21 protein-coding genes are annotated in these 18,744 nt (G+C 39.3%); 8 read left to right on the forward strand and 13 right to left on the reverse strand.

Translation table 11 applies throughout. The features are described 5' to 3' along the window. Positions 1-81 precede the first annotated feature (81 nt). The 3 genes from MHH92_RS22530 to MHH92_RS22540 all read right to left on the reverse strand — a co-directional run bounded on the left by MHH92_RS22530 (position 82) and on the right by MHH92_RS22540 (position 1,294). Positions 82-417, reverse strand: coding sequence for a type II toxin-antitoxin system PemK/MazF family toxin (locus tag MHH92_RS22530; protein WP_076252839.1), 336 nt, complete (start codon positions 415-417; stop codon positions 82-84). Continuing rightward, positions 414-716 (reverse strand): AbrB/MazE/SpoVT family DNA-binding domain-containing protein, encoded by a 303-nt coding sequence (locus MHH92_RS22535; RefSeq protein WP_017687001.1) that lies wholly within the window; start codon positions 714-716, stop codon positions 414-416. The genes MHH92_RS22530 and MHH92_RS22535 overlap by 4 nt, the downstream gene beginning before the upstream one ends. 254 nt (positions 717-970) lie before the next feature. Then, the gene (locus MHH92_RS22540) at positions 971-1,294 is read right to left on the reverse strand and encodes a hypothetical protein (protein ID WP_340906409.1); all 324 of its coding nucleotides are present in this window, start codon (positions 1,292-1,294) and stop codon (positions 971-973) included. Positions 1,295-1,619: 325 nt separating this feature from the next. On the opposite strand from MHH92_RS22540, the gene MHH92_RS22545 reads away from it, so the two are divergent. Beyond that, positions 1,620-2,225, forward strand: coding sequence for a DedA family protein (locus MHH92_RS22545; RefSeq protein ID WP_340906410.1), 606 nt, complete (start codon positions 1,620-1,622; stop codon positions 2,223-2,225). Positions 2,226-2,453: 228 nt separating this feature from the next. Here the strand turns inward: MHH92_RS22545 and MHH92_RS22550 are convergent, their stop codons facing one another. The 4 genes from MHH92_RS22550 to MHH92_RS22565 form a co-directional block, all read right to left on the reverse strand. Beyond that, a complete protein-coding gene (locus tag MHH92_RS22550; protein ID WP_340906411.1) occupies positions 2,454-2,837 on the reverse strand; it encodes a hypothetical protein in 384 nt (127 codons plus the stop codon). A 103-nt stretch (positions 2,838-2,940) separates the two neighbouring features. Next, the gene (locus tag MHH92_RS22555) at positions 2,941-4,140 is read right to left on the reverse strand and encodes an MFS transporter (RefSeq protein ID WP_340907749.1); all 1,200 of its coding nucleotides are present in this window, start codon (positions 4,138-4,140) and stop codon (positions 2,941-2,943) included. 260 nt (positions 4,141-4,400) lie between these two features. Beyond that, positions 4,401-5,438 (reverse strand): ROK family protein, encoded by a 1,038-nt coding sequence (locus tag MHH92_RS22560; RefSeq protein ID WP_340906412.1) that lies wholly within the window; start codon positions 5,436-5,438, stop codon positions 4,401-4,403. Between the two features lie 198 nt (positions 5,439-5,636). After that, positions 5,637-5,906, reverse strand: a complete 270-nt coding sequence (locus MHH92_RS22565; RefSeq protein WP_340906413.1) for a hypothetical protein — start codon at positions 5,904-5,906, stop codon at positions 5,637-5,639. A 279-nt stretch (positions 5,907-6,185) separates the two neighbouring features. On the opposite strand from MHH92_RS22565, the gene MHH92_RS22570 reads away from it, so the two are divergent. From MHH92_RS22570 to MHH92_RS22585, 4 genes are all read left to right on the forward strand, one after another. Then, on the forward strand, positions 6,186-7,322 hold the full coding sequence (locus tag MHH92_RS22570) for an ABC-three component system protein (RefSeq protein WP_340906414.1): 1,137 nt from the start codon (positions 6,186-6,188) through the stop codon (positions 7,320-7,322). Then, complete coding sequence (locus MHH92_RS22575; RefSeq protein ID WP_340906415.1) at positions 7,319-7,801, forward strand: three component ABC system middle component; 483 nt, start codon at positions 7,319-7,321, stop codon at positions 7,799-7,801. Before MHH92_RS22570 ends, MHH92_RS22575 begins: the two co-directional genes overlap by 4 nt. Positions 7,802-7,820: 19 nt before the next feature. Then, positions 7,821-9,773, forward strand: coding sequence for a DUF3732 domain-containing protein (locus tag MHH92_RS22580; RefSeq protein ID WP_340906416.1), 1,953 nt, complete (start codon positions 7,821-7,823; stop codon positions 9,771-9,773). 118 nt (positions 9,774-9,891) lie between these two features. After that, positions 9,892-10,332, forward strand: a complete 441-nt coding sequence (locus MHH92_RS22585; RefSeq protein WP_340907751.1) for an amidohydrolase family protein — start codon at positions 9,892-9,894, stop codon at positions 10,330-10,332. Positions 10,333-10,358: 26 nt separating this feature from the next. On the opposite strand, the gene MHH92_RS22590 is transcribed toward MHH92_RS22585, so the two are convergent. Continuing rightward, positions 10,359-10,616 (reverse strand): type II toxin-antitoxin system HicB family antitoxin, encoded by a 258-nt coding sequence (locus tag MHH92_RS22590; protein WP_340906417.1) that lies wholly within the window; start codon positions 10,614-10,616, stop codon positions 10,359-10,361. A 22-nt stretch (positions 10,617-10,638) separates the two neighbouring features. After that, positions 10,639-11,232 (reverse strand): YdeI/OmpD-associated family protein, encoded by a 594-nt coding sequence (locus MHH92_RS22595; protein ID WP_340906418.1) that lies wholly within the window; start codon positions 11,230-11,232, stop codon positions 10,639-10,641. Positions 11,233-11,492: 260 nt separating this feature from the next. Here MHH92_RS22595 and MHH92_RS22600 point away from each other — a divergent pair, with 260 nt between their 5' ends. The 3 genes from MHH92_RS22600 (at position 11,493) to MHH92_RS22610 (ending at position 15,306) form a co-directional block, all read left to right on the forward strand. Beyond that, positions 11,493-11,714, forward strand: a complete 222-nt coding sequence (locus tag MHH92_RS22600; protein WP_017686982.1) for a hypothetical protein — start codon at positions 11,493-11,495, stop codon at positions 11,712-11,714. Positions 11,715-12,009: 295 nt separating this feature from the next. After that, a complete protein-coding gene (gene yidD, locus MHH92_RS22605; protein WP_076329189.1) occupies positions 12,010-12,237 on the forward strand; it encodes a membrane protein insertion efficiency factor YidD in 228 nt (75 codons plus the stop codon). 102 nt (positions 12,238-12,339) lie between these two features. Next, entirely contained in the window at positions 12,340-15,306 is a 2,967-nt protein-coding gene (locus tag MHH92_RS22610) for an AAA domain-containing protein (protein ID WP_340906419.1), read from the forward strand. 772 nt (positions 15,307-16,078) lie between these two features. On the opposite strand, the gene MHH92_RS22615 is transcribed toward MHH92_RS22610, so the two are convergent. The 4 genes from MHH92_RS22615 to MHH92_RS22630 form a co-directional block, all read right to left on the reverse strand. After that, a complete protein-coding gene (locus MHH92_RS22615; RefSeq protein WP_340906420.1) occupies positions 16,079-16,555 on the reverse strand; it encodes an EVE domain-containing protein in 477 nt (158 codons plus the stop codon). Between the two features lie 26 nt (positions 16,556-16,581). Beyond that, positions 16,582-17,118, reverse strand: a complete 537-nt coding sequence (locus tag MHH92_RS22620) for a DinB family protein (RefSeq protein ID WP_340906421.1) — start codon at positions 17,116-17,118, stop codon at positions 16,582-16,584. Between the two features lie 67 nt (positions 17,119-17,185). Then, positions 17,186-18,133 carry a helix-turn-helix transcriptional regulator gene (locus MHH92_RS22625; protein ID WP_340906422.1) on the reverse strand — a complete coding sequence of 316 codons (948 nt, stop codon included), beginning with the start codon at positions 18,131-18,133 and terminating at the stop codon, positions 17,186-17,188. Next, positions 18,130-18,609: a MarR family winged helix-turn-helix transcriptional regulator gene (locus MHH92_RS22630; RefSeq protein ID WP_340906423.1), complete on the reverse strand. Its 480-nt coding sequence runs from the start codon at positions 18,607-18,609 to the stop codon at positions 18,130-18,132. Before MHH92_RS22630 ends, MHH92_RS22625 begins: the two co-directional genes overlap by 4 nt. Between the last annotated feature and the right edge of the window lie 135 nt (positions 18,610-18,744).

The following is an 18,744-nucleotide window of genomic DNA, read 5'->3' on the forward strand; positions in this document are numbered from 1 at the left end:
ATCTATTTAGGCATGAAAGAAAAAATCCACGTCTTTTAGTTAGACGTGGATTTAGGAATATGATCAGCTACTAATTTTCAATTATGCCAATATAGAACGGACATTGCGTAGAACTGATTTCATAAATTCAGAGGTTGGTTCGGCATGCCCCGCAATTTGGATACGTCGTTGCCGCACATCAAGACTCTTCAACTGATCCGTCAAAACAACACCTGAAAATGGCAGCTCTTCTGGTAGTGTAACTTCAAAAGGATAATCCTTGGCTTGGCTCGTTATGAGACATACAACGGCAAAACCCGTTATTTCATTGAATTCAAGTTCCGATAGAACAATAGCCGGTCGTCTCCCGGCTTGCTCGTGACCCGCTTGAGGATCAAAGTCAAGCCATATCAGATCGCCTCGTTTGGGAATAATCAAAGTAACTCGTTCCCTTCAGTACCAAAGTCTATTTCTTCATGTCTTGTATCCTGTTTCACTTTAGAGAGCAAAGTCTTTAGATGGTTACGTAGTTCCTCATTGGACTCTACAGGCTTGGTTTTTGGACGCAACAACAATTCATTATCTTCTGTCACCAAAATCTCGATTTCCGAGCCTTCTTCCAGATTAAGACGCTTAAGCAATTGGTTAGGAATGCGAATTGCACTGCTATTTCCCCATTTGCTAAGTGTGGCTGTAGTCATGGCAATCCCACGCCTTTCGTTTGATTGATGCTCCAATTATACCTCACCTCCCTACAGTTGTATATCTATATGATATACATGAAACAATAAAAGGATACATTGTATTCAACCATAAAATAATGATTGTACAGCCTATGATTATGAATAGATATACCATTGGTATAAAGCAAAATAAGCATATAAAAAAACCTCATTTGGTCGAAACGAGGTTTCCCAGTCAGATCATCCCCAACAATGAAAAACAGCTGTAAGCCTTAGACGAAAAAAATGAAGTCCAGACTGCCCCTGTTTTATGGAGCTATAGTCCCTCGGTAGCTTACCCTTATATAATGTGCCTTGATCTCGACTGCCAGTTCGGACGCAGAAGTGTTCTTAATGCGATAGCGAACGTTATAGCTGGAACCGAAAACCAGATCATGATCATCGACCTCTGTAGAGATTTCGTAATCCGGTGTTTCGAGGGCAGTCAGCCCGCGACCCGACTTTTCAAATTCAGCCCGCAGGGAGACATCTCCCTTTTTCCACGTGTAGTCAAAGAAATCAAAACCACACTCCCGTCGGCCATCCGGCCTCCACGGTCTTGCGCACAGCAGCGTAAGAGGGGGCGCATTCAATAATATGGATCTGGTCGATAATCGAAGTTACGGTCATGTTCTGATCTCCTTCTCTTTATGTACAGGATGGTGAAGAAACCAGTTATAGTCTTATCATACTATAATTGGAATAATTTTCAGAGGATTATATCATTGCTTCGGTACCCACTTCCGTATGAAGTGTCAATGAATCCATTCAACCCTTATGTATGGGTAAACATATTGCCGCAGTGTGCCCTGAAATGGACATACATGTGAACTTTGACAAGCTCTATTCGCTATTGTTACTCTTTGTACAGGAGTGTTTCTTTTATATATAAAAAAGATAGATTCATGGAGGGAAAGCATGACAGAATGGATCACGCAATTTATACTCTTTTTTAAAGATTTGTCATACGCAGGTCTGGTCATTGCCTTGTCGTTTGAATTCGTACCTGCTGAACTTGTACTGCCCATGGCAGGATATTGGGTGTATCTTGGGGATATGAAGCTTTGGCTGGCTATTCTGGCTGGTACCGTAGGTGGTACGTTTGGACCTTTGACGTTGTATGCCCTGGGACGATACGGCGGCAGGCCGATGGTCGAAAAATTCGGCAAGTATTTCTTGATTCGTCCCCACCATCTGGACGCTTCCGATAAGTTCTTCGAGAAATATGGCAGCGGGGTAGCTTTCTATGGACGTTTTGTACCCGGTATTCGGACCGTGATCTCCATCCCATGTGGAATGGCGAAAATGAATGTGTTTAAGTTCAGTATCTTTACCTTCTTGGCCATGCTTCCGATCACCTCATTGTACATCTACTTAGGCTTCAAATTAGGCTCTCAATGGGAGCACGTGGACGAGATTGTTAAGCCTTATATCGTTCCGGCAGCGGTGATATTCTTAAGCGCTTTTGGATTGTACGTGCTTTTGAAACGTTGGAAAAGAAGAACGGCTTTGAACAAGTCATAGGTTTGCCTCAGGAAAAACGGACTGTATAGTAGAGTAGTGGGTAAAAAATCCTTACTCTACATGACCTTTGGTTATAATTTGTTAAGAAACTAGTGATAGAAGATATACCGTACTAATCGACTCGTATATTCATATGCAAAGCCCCACCGATCATGGCGATCAGTGGGGTTTTATCGGTTTAATGACTATCTAACTAATAAGATACTGATAGAAAAATTAATTTCTATTTTAAGTCCCTTTTAGAATTGTTTTTAAGTCTTTTATAGACTGACTTGATAGCTCATAAGCATAATTACTGTCAGATTCCATTACGACCATACCGACACTCTTATCAAAATCGATGTACAGATCAAAAATTTTGATATCATTGCTACTGTAATTAACAACTATTTTTTCGTCTGTTTTCCCTACATCAATAACCTTCTTGTTCTTTTGAGCAGATTCTAAAATATTTAGAATTTGATTAACAGTGTCTCTTTGAGTGATTTTGATTACATTTCCTTCCTTATGATATTCTATCTCTGCCACAACATCGTCATTGTTTTTTTGATTACAAGCTACAATGATAAGGGGACATAAACAAATTAAAAACAATAATTCTATCCTTTTCATTTTGCATTTCCTTCCTTGTTCATAAAAAAACTCTTTTCCCACTCTAATGTTTAAGTGAGAAAAGAGCCAATAAAAATTATTCATTGCTTTGGTTTATAAGTATTTAAATCAGTTCCTGCCTTCTTTTCAAATACACATACAACACTACGCCAGATGCCGCACAGATCACAGCACATAAACCGATGAATCCATATCCCGCCTGAAGTCCGCGCAGCAGCCCCAACTGAGTCGTTGAACCGTACAGATTCTTCACACCCTCAATCACCCAACCAATTACATAGTTACCAATGACACTACCAACCCCCATCAAGGTAACCGTGAACGTAATCGCGGTGTCACTGCCGTTCGGATATCTGCGTGCGATAAACGCCATAACTGTTGGATAGATCATCGCTATTCCTGCGCCAGATATTGCAAAGAAAATCGCAAGACGCTCTCCCCCTGCAAGCGCCACGAACGTACATACTCCCGAGAAAGCCGAGAACAGAATCAGTGACAATACAAATCCGATCCGGTCCGTCAATGGTCCAAGCAGCAGGCGTCCCAGCGAGAACGTGAGGAAGAACGCAGATAATAACCCGGAGGCTTTGACCGTGTCCCACGTGTAGGCTTTTTCCAGGAAATTAACCAGCCAACCCCCAACCGCCAGCTCCGATACCACGCCAAAAGAAAGAATAAGCACCATCAGCCATAGGGCTGGATCACGTGTTAACGTCTTCAGTGAAGTCCGATCTTCATGAGGAAGATCATCCCCCGGGAATTTACTGCGCAGTGCCGCAATAATCGGCAGCAGGCAGAGTGACAACATGACCAGATACATACCGCGCCAGTCCAATTCGTGTCCAAACACCGTCAAGGACATCACACCCGTCGCCAGCAAAGGCGCCACCGTTGAACTCAGTCCATAGAAGAAATGGGACAGGTTCATCATCGTACCTGTGTTTTTCACAAAGATCCTTGCACCCAGAATCGCCAAGGCAATTTCCAGCATGCCGTTACCAATGTACATGAAGAAGTACGATGAAGCAAAGAGTGGATAGGTATGAGACACAAAAATGAACACACCCGATAGGATCATCGATGCAAACGATATGATGCTAACCGCCTTGATGCCCCATTTGCGAACCAGAATAGCCGTGAAGGAGCAGGCGATCAGGTACCCTAGTGCATTCAGGGACAGTAACGTCCCGAGCTGTTTCTCATCCAGATTGAAGTCGAATTGAATGCGCGGAATGGCCGGGCCCTTAATATTTTCCGATATGCCGAATACGATAAATCCAAGAAAGATCGTTGCCAGCTGCATCGCGTACAGCTTGTTAAACTTTCGTTTGTTCCCTTGTGTACCTGCTTGCTCATTCAAAATAAGTTCCTCCATTGTGTTCAGAAAAATGGTTACACTCTATAACTACGATTGCAGTACCATCTTCCGTCCGCTGTTATCCCCAGATTTTTCTGATCCCCTTTCCTAAAGGAGAAATCCGGTGATAAAGGCGCTCTTCAGATTGGTTCCGCATTCTCCGTTATCGTGTAAAATATTTTGCTTAACTTCATAAAAGTAGTTGTTTACCATTGCTTCTCAATCACCTGAATGCGGTAGGTCAGGCTCTCCAGCGTAACAGCGACCAGTCCAGTCACATATTCGCGCCGAGTATCTCTTTGGATGATCAACTCCGGCATATGCTCTTGTGGAATCAAATGATTCAGACAGCCTTGCGTCAGGCCATCCCGCATAGCCGGGTCCATCGTATCCCCTGTAACCACAATTGTAGCCGGGTTAATGATCGCGATGATGGATACAAGCGTTTGTACAACCAGTTCCTGCAAACCCTCTGTCGATTTCAACATTCGCAGCTGCTCTTCCCGTGACACGCCAAAAGGTAAAAAGGACACCTCGCCCCCAAATTGCGTATTCCCGGTCAGCGGACGACCATCAATGATAAATCCTGCACCCGGAAAATGGTTTTCCGGAAACGTCACCACAGCGAAGTTCTTCTCTTCCTCAAACTGCTGCTGGTTGTAAAGTCCGTAGACCGTCAGGTTCATGTCGTTGCCAATGACCACTTCCACATCTTCATATTGTTCCTTAAGCCTTGGCCCAAGCGGCTGATACATCAGCTCCGGTACGTCGCAAATCCCTATAACCCCGTTGTGTGCCACACCAGGTATCCCGATACCAATCGCCTGCACATTGTGGTGTTGTTCAATCAGATTTGCAATCAGATCCTCTACCACCGTTACATTAATCTCATCCAAAAAGAGTGTCTGTTCGTCCGCCATCTCTCCGTTCAGATTGGCATATGTATGTGTGATCGAGTGAATTCCGCCCTCTGTTCGAATAATCAGGCACAGTACACTGGCGTAGTCCGCATTGAATTGATACCGACTGGCAGGTCTTCCCCCACTCGATTCATCCGGGCCCAGATCGATAATTTCACCCGTTTGGAGTAACTCATTCAGGATCGTGCCGCATGTCGCTACGCTGAGTTTGGTCAGGTTCGCAATCGAAGCCTTCGTGCCTACTCCCATTGATCGGAGTGTGTTCTTCACCAATTCAACGTTGATCCGCTTCACCTGTTGGGTGTTGTGTGATGTGGGTAGCATAGTTAGTTGTATGCCTCCTTCCGTTCTTTTCGAACCATTCAATGAATGTTTTTAAAAGTATTTTAATAATTGAAGTGTAGGGGGATTTGGGAGGAAAGTCAATGCTTAATTGGGAGCGAAAAACGTTTGGATGGAAAGGTAAAAGACAGTGCAAGATCATCTTATATGATCCTGCGCTGTCCTTTAGTTAAGGTGACTTTATGTAGACTGGCTCATTTGATTTGCCAAGATGCTCTTCTCCAGTCGGACTTCAAATAACTTGCGGTTTAGATCCTGTTCCATGAAATGAAGGTGATATGCTGCTTGCTTCACGGTATCCATGTCTAGCACACCTGCCTGCTTTGCGATAATGTCCATGGCGTCTAGGATGAGTTTGTTACATGTGACTAGTTGGTCTACGTAATCGTCTTCCTGTTGGACGAGTTGTGCGTACTGCGAAGCTAGTTCTTCGCTGTTGGTACTTGTCATGTTAATCTCTCCTTTGATAAAGGAGAGATTAACACATCTAATATGAAGAAGTGGTACGCAAAGGCGTACCAATACATAAATTCCATATTTATTTTCGACTATTATAATAAAAACTCATTCCAATTTTTTTAATTAAAAGCAAATAAAAGTATTTTAAAAAATATCCTAAACTTACACCTCCCCTTTCATAAGACCTATGTAGTATAGTGTATAATATCTACACAAAATGTCTTTTCTTGTATTTAAACAGAAAAAAATAGGTATTTAGAGGGGGGTTCTATGGCTACAAATGATAATACGTTGAAAACTTTGGGGTTTATTTACCAGGCTTACATTGGTCTGATTAAATGTTTAGAGATGTCTGAAAATGAAAAGATAGTAATGGAGCATTTTGGAGACGTCACTTTAATTTCGACTTCCCGCTCTTCACAACAAATAGAAGTCAAACATCATTTGAAAGACACGAGACTCTCGGATCGTAGTAATGAAATATGGAACAGTGTCTGGAATTGGTATAACAATGTTGATGAGTATAATAATATGGATGAAATGATCCTATTTACAACAGCAAGGATATCTCAAAAATCAATCTTACGAGACTGGAACAGCTTAGATGCAAACGCCAGATACGAATTATTTAAACACGTTGGTCTTGATAGTAAGTCGAATGAGCGTGAGTTCAGAAAAACTTATAATAAAATTTTCTCAACAACTCATGATCCTGTAAAGTTAAAAAGTGTTTTAAACAGATTTAAAATTTTATCAGCTCAACAAAATATAAATTCAATAGTAAATGACTATTACAAAACTACATTTAGGTTTTTGGGTGAACAACAAAAAATGGAGGAATTTGTTTCTTCTTTAATTGGGGTTCTACTTACAATTCCAGTACATCAAAACAAATGGGAAATATCTTACAAAGATTTTAATGATTTATTCAAAAGATATGCTCAAAGGTTCTCAGATGAGAGTGAAACACCTCTTCAACTTTCTTTTGAATACTACGAACCAACACAACCTGAAATAATTTCCTTGAGTAAGAAGTGTTTTGTTTCAGAGATACAAAGGATAGACATGTCTGATGAGGTAACAGAAGCAATAAATGATTATTGTAGAGCTAACAAAACTATAATCACCTTTTTTGAAAACAATATCGTAAAAGCGAAAGATTTAAAAGACTACAGAAACCAGCTTCAAAAGAAAATAATAATCAATAAAAAGTTACTGAAACTAAATTGTGGGAAAGATTTCAAAATATTTTTAACTGAATCACAAAAGCTTTATCTGCAATCAATGATGATGGAAGCCCAAACAATAAATGGAATTAGTAACAACAGAGATTTTTTCCAAAGAGGAGTCATTCACAGTATTGTAGATGATGGTGACTTAACTTGGCATATGGGGGACTCAAAATGAACATGCAACATATTGAAACCTTAATGTACAATCCATTCTATCTCAGTAAAGTTATACAATCATTTCTTACTGGCTATGAGAAAGAATTGGATTTTAAAACAACTTTTTATGTACTCCCCATAGTAATGTATAGAGAGTCTAGAAATAGGTTACTCCATGCCAATTCAAGAAGTACATTGTACTCGATTTTCTCGAAGGATGTGAAATTTGAAGAATATAACTCAAAAATAAACTCTAAATTTAGTTTAAGTCAAGTAACAGAAATGTTTAACGAATATATAGAAATAACTAAACAGTCTATTATTATCTTAGAAAATCAGAAAAAAATAAAAATATATACAAAAATAGTATTGGTTGAGAAATTTCACTACACAAACACTCCAAATTCTATTAAAGAATATTTTAGGAGTGCCTATTATTTAGGTCAAATTCTTAGCGATATTAATCTAGAAGAATTTGAAAATTTCTTAGAAATCTAATGAACTGTAGGTGGGCATAGTGCAGAGCAGAATAGAAGCTATCATCTTATTAAATAATGAAAATCAAAAAAGGTTTGTCGATTTAGACGAGGGTGTTAACATTATAACAGGAGAATCTAAGACAGGAAAAAGTGCTTTAGTTGAAATTATCGATTACTGCCTTTGCAGTTCCCGCTCCACTATACCTAAAGGAAAAATCACTGATTTTGCCACAATTTTTTCTCTAATATTGATTGTTGATGGTAAAAGGTATTTGGTTGCAAGAAAAATTACTTACTTAGAAAAGAAAAAAATGTTCTTTGCCGCTATCCCAGATGATATTCATTGTGAATCAATCAGTAGAGCTTATTTTGAAGATGAAAAGTTCATAGAATACAAAATTGTACAGAAACAATTAGAGAAAATCTTTAATTTACGTGTTAATAATGTAAAAGAAGACCCAGACAATACAAAAGAAGCTGCTTCATTAAGGCATATGACCTCTTATATGTTCCAGCACCAGAACTTAATGGCAAGTAAATTTGCGCTTTTTTACAGATTCGATGATTATCAAAAGAAAAAAGATGTAATAGCACAATTTCCAATTTTTGCCGGTATTGTTGGACAAGAATATTATTCTACTCTGATGCTATTAAGTTCATACAAAAGGGAACTTAACAAATTACAAATGAATCAAATGAACGATGAGAGAATCAAAGCCGAGAGTATTGGAACTTTATTACCTAAATTAAAGGACTACTACGCTTTGATTGGAATTGAATTTCAAGAGGGAAATAAATCTTTAGCTAATCTCATTGAAATCGCAAATAATTTGCCTGAATCAGATGATAACTCATACACATCAGATCAAATAGTAATACGTTATGAGAAAATCAAAGAAAAAATTGAGGAACTTAGAGCTCAAGAACAGCTACTCAAAAGTAGGTTGTTAAATCTTGATTCAGCTACAGATAATAGTACAGATTATGTTACCTCTTTGAAGAAGTTGAACGATAAAGCAGAAATGTTATCACATACTGATTCGGATTATTCGTGTCCTTTATGTGGCTCTGAATGTAACGATCTTCATCAAATCTCTCAAGATGTAGAAAAAGCCTCTTTATGGATTTCTAGTGAAATAAGTTTAATTACCAATAGCACAGAGCATTTCTCCGAAGAAAGACGTAAATTAACTGATCAAATGAATGAAGTTGTTAAAGAAATTAGACGATTGTGGTCCCAAAAACGAAATATTGAAAGAAATTATCTTTCCAAAAGTAACCGATTTGATTTAGAAAAAAAACTTGCCTACTGTAGGATTGAAATTGAAATTTACATTAGAGCAATTGACAGTGGTTTGTTTAATAATCTTGATAGAGACATTAAAGAAATTCAAGAAAAAATTGAAAAAGCTAATATAAAACTGGGTCGGTTTAATTTTGAGTCAGAAAAGAAAGTTGCTTTAAGAAAAATCAACCAAAATATGAATCGTTTAAAGACTAAACTAGATTTTGAAGAGGAATTTAAACGTTACGATCTTAAATTCAATTTAGATGAATTTGAGATTGCACTGTTTGGTAAAGGCAACGAAAAGGTCACCCTCAGTGAAATGGGAAGCGGAGCGAATTGGGTCTCGTGTCATATAGCCTTGTTCCTAAGTCTACTTCGCTACTTTACCACTCAAAAAAGCAAATCACCAATGCCCTTAATTATGTTTTTTGATCAACCAAGTCAGGTATATTTCCCACAGGATTACGTTCAACATGGCGACAAGAAGACTCTTCATGAAACTGAGAATGACAAGCTTGCTGTAACAAAAATGTATAAAGTGATGTTTGATGAGGTTGAAGACATATTTAAATCTACTGGTATTAGTCCTCAGTTAATTGTAGTGGATCATGTAGATTTTTCTTCAATGCAAACAAAAGAAGAACGTGAAAAATTCAAACAATTTACAAGAAGAACTTGGAGAAATACTGACGCGCTTGTTTAAAACAAGTGTTGTCAATTTCAAATTAATATTGATGTTTTAGTTTATAAGTTCCACAAATGCCCTGAATGGTTACACCGCACTCATCCCCACCCTGCAAGCTGCCTATCCATCCGCTTCACTGGATACCAGCGTAACGAAGGTAAGTGCAACGGTAAAAGAGAATTCCAGACTCGTCTACGATTCCATGCTCAAAGGTGTAAAACAAGCGATCGAAAACGACATCACCATAGGAATAGGCACTGATGCCGCCATGTCTTACGTGACTCACTATGATATATGGAGAGAGATGGACCACTACATGAGACAGGCCAACCTGAACAACAAACAGGTCATCGACATGGTGACCCGAACCAATGCGAAGATCCTCGGTGTTGACGATGTTACAGGGACGGTGGATATCGGAAAACATGCCGATCTGATTATCATGGAGCAAAATCCGCTGGAACATATCGAGGCCTTGTCAGACATCTCTATGGTCATGGTCAAAGGAAATCTAATTCAAACACCCTCTGTTACAAGAATCAAAGAAGTCGACGATGTTCTAAACTCAGTTTCGTGAATTCAGATATGTAAACATAGAGTTCATCAATAATACGTAATACTTGCTTCAATTAAATACGCTTTATCTTTAGGGTTCAATAATTCAGGCATTATGCTTTGAGGAGGCGGAATATCTTCAACAGGTTCTCCATCCAAAAATAATTCAAGTGCTTCTTTCGCCATCAGTAATGCTTCATCAATTGATTCGCCACAGGTGATACATCCAGGCAGATCAGGAAATGTAACATTAATTCCATCCTCAGCAAAATTAAAAATTGCGTAGTATTGGTAAGTTCGAATCATATGGGACACTCTCCTGTTAAGATTAATCATTCAACCCTTTGCCTTCCAGGATCGGCTGCATGTACTTCTCGATTCGTGACACTTTTGTTTTGGATTGCTTTGGTTGTGAGAAATAATAGAGATATGCCCGCTGCCGTCCGGGTGTCAGTGCTTCAAATGCATCTTGGAAAGCAGGATTCTCTTCGAATTGCTGCTGAAGTTCCTCAGGAACGCTATATTCAGCAGTCTTTTTCATTTCCACTTGCAATCCAGCCTGTTCCACTTCAATCGCTTGCTGGATATAGGCTTTGATCATAGCCTCCTGCTCTACAATCTGCTCCAGACTGGTGAAACGAAGCTGGCGTTCTGCCTGTACATTCTCCGTTTGCTGGACCAAAATGTCGTGTGTATCCTTCAGCAGAGCACCTTTGAAGAACAGAATAGCCACGTATTCTTTGAATCCATGAATTAAAACGATGTTTTTCCCATCCAGCATGTAACAAGGGTGCATCCATTTCATATCCTCTGTCAGTTCAAAATCCCGAATAATCTCTCTCAGCTTTGTGGACTCTTCCTTCCACGTTTTGAGTTTCTTCAAATAACCGTCAACTTTGCGATTCCCACTTGTATCCGTCATGGAGAAATACCTCTCTTTATCTCATGTTCTTATAAGATCAATTGTACTGGTTTTCAGTGGATTGTACAGCGTTGCTTACAGAGCTTTTATTGACTTTTCCACTTGAATTTAAACCTTCATTGCAACAAAGACCATCCTGTTAGATGGCCTATCATTAATCCAATCTCAACTAATAAGTTTCAATCGACAGTTTACCATACCCATAGTAAAATAATGGAATGTCTATTGCCATAATTCCAACATACGAAAGGATGATTTAAATGAGAGAGTACACAGTTGTTCCAGGTCCGAAAAATGTTCAAGTAAACCGAGGTGATACTCAGGCTGCTGTTAATTTATTTGCGGATATCATCAATCACAAAGCACAATCTGGATGGATCTATCAATCCATGGAGTCGCTATCTGTCACCGAGAAGCCCGGTTGTCTCCAGCAACCTGTTACAACGCATCATTATATGCTGATTTTCTACAGAGAGATTTAATAATAGTACAACAATCATGAGAAACTCAGAATCTGAGGAACTGATATTTAATAACATGCCATCCGAAGAAGAACTTATTAGACTCTTACATACACATCATGAAGAAAACGATCCTCGAAGCAGTTTCTATATAAGAACTCATGTTATTCCAGAAATCGATTGGTTGAAGTCTTTGCTTAACGTTACACTTGCATTATTCGCAGGGCTAATCATCTCTATGATCTGTTTTTATATCTTGAATCCATTCATTCCAGTATATGCTTTGCTAAGTGCCCAGATTGTTTTCATAGCAAGTATGTTCTTCATCGTTCTACGACGTGTTAGAGCAATCCTGATATGGAGTATTAGAATTTATCAACGTTTTGCCCCCATTGAAGTGAGGAACAAATGTCGTTTTGAACCAAGCTGTTCTGTGTATATGATTCAAGCTATTGAGAAATACGGGGCGATTAAAGGTCTTTCCTTAGGCATCCATCGTCTTCGCAAATGTAATATCAACGGTGGAGGATATGATTATCCGTAAAATCGAAAAAGCCCATAGACTGTCTAGAATATGGGCCTTTCTTCATTCCGGCATTTAACTTTTATCTTCGCTTCATAAATACGAGATTTATAGGAGGACCCTTTGCTAATAAAAGAATTGCTTCACTATTATCTAGACTGTCTTAAATTTGAAAGCTATTACTCTATACATATTAAAGAAGAAGAACTTGTACATTCGCAGATTTATCCTAATGATATAGAGGACATTATTACACGCTATGAAAAGCTAAGTGCTAGGTTAACATCAGAGGAAACGATTCTGTTTGGTTATCCACTTATTAGAACAGTTCAAGGAAATAAAACTTCATATATACCATTATGTTTATGGAGTAATTCAAGCTTCTTAGCGAATCGAAACCTCTTCATAGCGGACTATGCAGGGTTCCATCAAGAGATCTTCAAGTCTTTTACAGATTATAAATCAATGGATATGCTACAGAAATTACATGAACAATTTGTTGCTTCACCCGATGCTTTCCTACATAATCAGCAGAATGTTGAGAAGCTTATAGATTCATCTGAATACAACTTGCAGGATATTATTCCAAGTCATGTGATCCTATTAGCTAAGAATACAACTGGCATTAATTATTTGATCTCAAAAGAGATTGAAGATGTTTTAACGGATAAAAACCAGCCAAGCGCTGTACTTAGCAGCTTTCTTACTCACAGTTATGCCTTATCTGATTCAAAACCTGAGAGAACGCAGCTACATATTGTACCCAGTAATTATCCTCAAAATCTTGCACTTGCTGATCTTCAGCACACTATTAGCATCATTAAGGGACCTCCAGGAACTGGAAAGACGCAAACTATTATCAACTTATTAGCTAACCAAGTTGATCGCCTAGAGACATGTATTGTAGCTAGTACTAACAATCAGGCAGTTGATAATATCTCTGAAAAATTAGAAGGAAAAGGAATCTCAAATTCATTTTTTGGCTTTGTACGCCTAGGAAATAAAACGCACAATCAAAATCAGGCGTTAGCAATTCAGACAGCGATTGAGCGTATGAAACAAGAAATGAATAACTTGTTATCAGACAATACTTACGATTCATATTTACATAAAAGTCATTTATTATTGGATCAGATTAATCAGGTCGAACTACAAGAACAACAGATTATTGACTTGGAGAACACCATAAAGCAACTTCAAGATTTAATAGGTGTTTTAAACAACCGATTGCGTGTAAACCATCTGATGACTATGAAAAATAATTTCGAAACCCTTACTCTTCCCCATGCACAGATAGAACACAGATTACGTCAGCTTGTAGATGAACCGTTACAGTTATTTGGAAATGATGTTTTTCGTAACTTCCGAGCCTACATCGCAAGTAAACTCAAATTTTACATGAAGAGACGTATTCAAAAATATTTGCAGTCGATTGATGCTTCGCAATTGTGGGAGTTTGTCGATACAACCATGCCAACACATTCACTTGCTCTATGCGAAGAAATTATTAAAGTCATCAATCTCGAACAACGCTTGCAGCAATATCAAAATCAGCTTTTACAGTTGCAGAAGCAACAAAAAGATCAGTCAACAAGCTTAGCAACGTTGTATACGAAAAAAAACGATATAGATCTTACAATTGTTCGCTCTCAGTGGCTTAGAAAAGCAGAACCCATCCTTCGTAATCAAACGGAAATGAACAATATTGCCCAACTTATAAAAGAACTCAGTGAAAAAGGGGAAATTAAAAGAACTTCTTTTGCCTTTCCTGCCTTTTTGAAGTTATTCCCTGTTCTACTCGTAAGCAGTTTATCGGCTCGACGTTGTATCCCATCTGGGGCATCCATAGACCTAGCTATCATAGATGAATCATCTCAGTGCTCTATCGCAAGCGTTTTTTCTCTATTACAAGTTTCAAGAAGAGCTTGCTTTTTTGGTGACGTTCATCAATTAAATCATATTGTCACATTGCAAGATGAACATAGTAAATCATTGTTTGATGTGCATGCGAGCGGCATTGAGTATTCACCGTATTGCTTTCAGAGCGTCTCAGCTTTTCAAAGAGCGGCACATGCTTGTGAACAGAATGAACATGGTCAACACTTACTCAATTACCATTATCGATGTATTCCTTCTATTGTATCTTTTAGTAATCAACATTTCTATCGCGGGCGTCTACTCACGATGCGTCAAGAGCCTGAGCGGAAACCTTACCATACAGGGATCTTTTCAACGAATGTATACGGGAGAGCTACTGGTACTTCCAATGATCACGAACTGAAGGAAATCATATCCATCGTTGAAAGGTTAGAACAGAACGGCATCAAAGAAATTGGTATTGTCACACCATTTGGTGCACAAAAAAAGAGATTGCTGCAGATGTTCAGACATAAGCCAAACATCAAGATTGGAACTGTCCATACGTTTCAAGGTGGGGAATGCCGAGCTATCATTTTCAGCACTGTTATCTCCAGTGGTTCAACCGCTTTCCAGATTGATTTTGTTCAAAATAGTTATCGTTTAATAAATGTTGCACTAACCAGAGCACTTGATTATTTCATCCTTGTTGGTAACCTAGCCGAGATTGATAACGGTAAGGGTTATCTAACCAAATTAAGTCAATATATATATACAATAGAGGCCAATAGTTTCTATCGTCCTGCTATCATGTTATCCATTGAATTCAATCAACTCATACGTGAAGAAAACCGCAAAACTTTAATGCATCAGGGAGAACGTATGATTTATAACAAGTTATTGATATTTCTCGAAGGCATGCCCTTCATTGTATTTCCCAAAGTGCCTATCAAAGATGTACTCTCTATTCAAATTGGATTAGATGCTGAATTAAAATCTTATTATTTCACCAGTCATATGGACTTCGTAATCTACGAGAAGGATTCTCTCCAACCTTTATGCTCCATAGAATATGATGGTTTTTATCACAGACGTGATGCCAAAACAATAGACAATGACCGAAAAAAAGATTCGCTTTGCAGTTATGCTGAATTTATGCAATTCCGTATTGCTTCCAATGATGAGAGTGAGGGTTGGAATAAATTAAAAACCTATCTTCATTCTTTCAATTAAACTATTCAAAACTATTATTCCTCCTCTTAAATTCATACAAAAACAGAGAGCACGAAGTAAATAAAACCTAAACTCAAAAAATAACTGATACCCAAAAAGATATCAGTTATTTTCATCTGCTTTATAATAGTTAATTCTCTTTCTTTACTTCTTACACGAACATTGCCGGCAACAGGTTATAAATCATCTTTCAGCTTCCGCCTGGGTGTTTGCATCACCTGTTCCAATAAAGCAGTAGTTTACCATCTACAATCTAACCTGTGACGTTCATGTCCAGATTCGTACCATTCAGGTGGAAATACTGATCCTAGTCTGTGCTTTGATCTTTTAAGGGACGACAGCCCTCAGCATTCAAATTTTACTATACTAAGAAATGACTTTCCAACACCGCCCGATTCCACAATAAAATCATACTGTATTGTCGGCTTTGACACATCAATCAGACTACCAGATACATTTTTAAACCTGTTGAATAAATGTACTTCAAAACCATGACCCAAAGTAACACTCTTAACTTCTTCCTCATTCTAATAGCTGTAGCCCTGAGGATCAGATAATACAATTTTTAAAATAAAAAATTATTAAATTCCTGTTCTCTAGCAAAGGTGTATACATCTTCAGTTATATTGCCGGCATAACTACGAAATACGGGGCAATTAAAGGTCTTTCCTTGGGCATCCAGCGTCTTCGCAAATGTAATATCAACGGTGGAGGATATGATTATCCATAAAGCAAAAAGGTCCATAGACAATCTATGGGCCTTTTGGTTTGGTTAACATTTCAGGCTTAAGCTAATATCCAGTAGTGACTGTGCCTCATTTTCCAACATGGAGGAAGCTATCATCCTGAAGTCTTCAGCCCCAATCTCAAAGTGACCTTTACGAAATGGAAACCCCCAATTGCGATTCTCGCGTGTAAAAGTGAGTTGGTCTAACAACGTTGCGATCTTTACTTCTCGACACGGAAGATAACGGAGATCTCGGCGAAAGGGTACAAAGGATTCCGACATCTGATATTGGTATATCCTGTCGTCAGTAATTTGACCAATAGCGGTAAACGCCTGAAGTGGCTGCCCTGTTGATATGTCTGTGCGTGGAGAATAGTATATCAACCAGTCACCCGCGGACATCTGTCGCAAAAGTGCTGACTTGCCATGGCACAACTGAGCAAACCCTCCCTCTACGGCTACATTTACATGAGAAGCAGATACAACGCCAATCCAATATCTGCTGTCCTGATTTGGTTTCATGGATACATCTCATTCCCTTCTCTCGTTTACATTTCCAGATTCGATTTCAATCGATCCAATTGTAAAAAATGATGTCTGTAGTGCATCTCTATCAACAAAAACCACTCCTGAGCGTTTAGAGCGCCAAGCCTTGGATGACGTATTTTGTTGTTTACGGACGCTTGGTGTAGTACAGATGCTGTACTCCTCATCCGGTTCACTACCTCGTGAAGCCCATCGATCAAGGACCCCATGCTCTCAGGTGGTTGCGGGGTGTACTGCGGGGAAGCGGGTACTTTAACGGGAACGGGAGGGAATTGTCCTAATGCAAACACTTGCCTACCCAGTTCTGTTTTTTCCTCCCCCGAGTTTAATGTCGAATCCTCGCTTCTCAAACACTGCTCAATATTATGCAGATGTAAGAAAAGCGCTGATTGAATCAAATGTACATACATCTGTCCAATGGACCATTCCTCTTCACTCTGTTTTTTATATAAGCTAGACATATCCAATTTGTTCAGTTCTGCCAAATATCGTTCTACAGCCGTTTCAAATGATGTCAATACTTCCGTTGTACTTCTCATCCTTCAACCCACTCCTCTTGATCTGTGATATATCAAAGTATAAAAAAACACTACTGACAGGTGTATGTCAGTAGTGTTTTAAGATGTTTTTGGCTACTTCCTGCATTCGGAAGCGCAAAGACTCCGGCTCCAAGACCTCGATATCTCCACCCCAGCCAAGTAAATAATGCAAGATTTCTTCCGGGTAGCGGACACGAAAATGAAAAATGACACCTTCCTCTTGCTCCTCAAATGCATCCATATAAAAATGAAGGACCTCCATAATTTTGTCAGCAATTTCAGGTTTTGCTCTGATTAATACTTGCTCGTTACGGTCGTCAGGAGGTCGATAACTGTTTAGATCAAAATCCGGTGGCAAAAGGAATTGATCCTCCAGCACGGAAAGTTCAGTCATCCGTGACAAACGAAAATGACGAATGTCTTGTCGCATATCACACCGTGCAATTAACATCCAATTCTCCTGGACAAGTGAGAGTCCATAGGGTGAAACCTCACGCATGTTATATCGATTGCCATCCGTTCCTGGCATTTTTTTCAGGTACATAAAGCTGATCTTACGTTGATCCAGAATGGCATTACGTATCCGGTTAAGGTATGTTTTGACCCGCGCTCGGGTTAAAGATTCAACCGTATGAAGCAGTCGCATCGTTTCCCGAACACGTATTGATTCATTACGAACGGATTCTGGTAAGATTGCTTCAATTTTTCGTTGAGCCGACTTAGCCTCCATCGCGTATTCTGTATCCATTCTCTGTTCGATAAAATCAGCTCCCATGAGCAGGGATACGGCTTCTTCTGCGGTGAAGCTTACCGGGGGCAGAAAATATCCTTCCATAAGGGAATACCCCTGACCCGGAGCACCCATGATCGGAACACCAGCCTCACTTAATGCCTGAATATCTCGATATATCGTACGTACACTTGTCTCGAATTGAGCAGCTAAATCTTCTGCTCGTAACATCTTTCTTCGCTGCAATTCAAGCGTAATCGCAAGCTGCCGCTCCGTTTTGTTCATTTTCTAGCCCCCACCGTTTCATCATCCAAACCGTTAAACTGCCTGAGCATGGCGGTGAAACGTTCCAGTTCCTTATCATCCCATCTGGATATACGGTCATAAAAAGCGGACTCCTTCTCCTTGAGCGCACCAACCGTCGATTGTTGACCAAGTTCCGTAAGAGATAGTAACACCCCGCGCCGATCCTTGGGGTCTTGCTCTTTGCTAACATATCCCGACTTTTCAAGTTGTTTGATTAATCGGCTGACCGAGCTGCGGTCCATTGCATTCGCTTCTGCCAAAGCCGCGGCGCTTGTTGGGCCGTAGGAGTAGAGCCACCGTACCAGTTGAAAAGCGGCAGGTTGCAGTTTCGCATCAAAACGCTCGGCAGATCGAACGTTAAGCGCATGAGATGCACTGATCAGTGCATGAATCTGCTCACCCAGCGCTAGCTCCAAGGTTGCTCTATCTTTGGTTTGGACTGGATTTTCACTCATTATTGTTAACTCCCTCTCCTCGATACATGAAAGTAGACTTCTGGAAATATAGTTGACAAATATCAATTAATATTTATAGTTGATTTATGTCCATTATATAATTCCGAATCTATTCGTGTCAAAAGGAGATCTTCT

This window comes from Paenibacillus sp. FSL M7-1414 (genome assembly GCF_038003195.1).
Classification (GTDB): Bacteria; Bacillota; Bacilli; order Paenibacillales; family Paenibacillaceae; genus Paenibacillus; species Paenibacillus amylolyticus.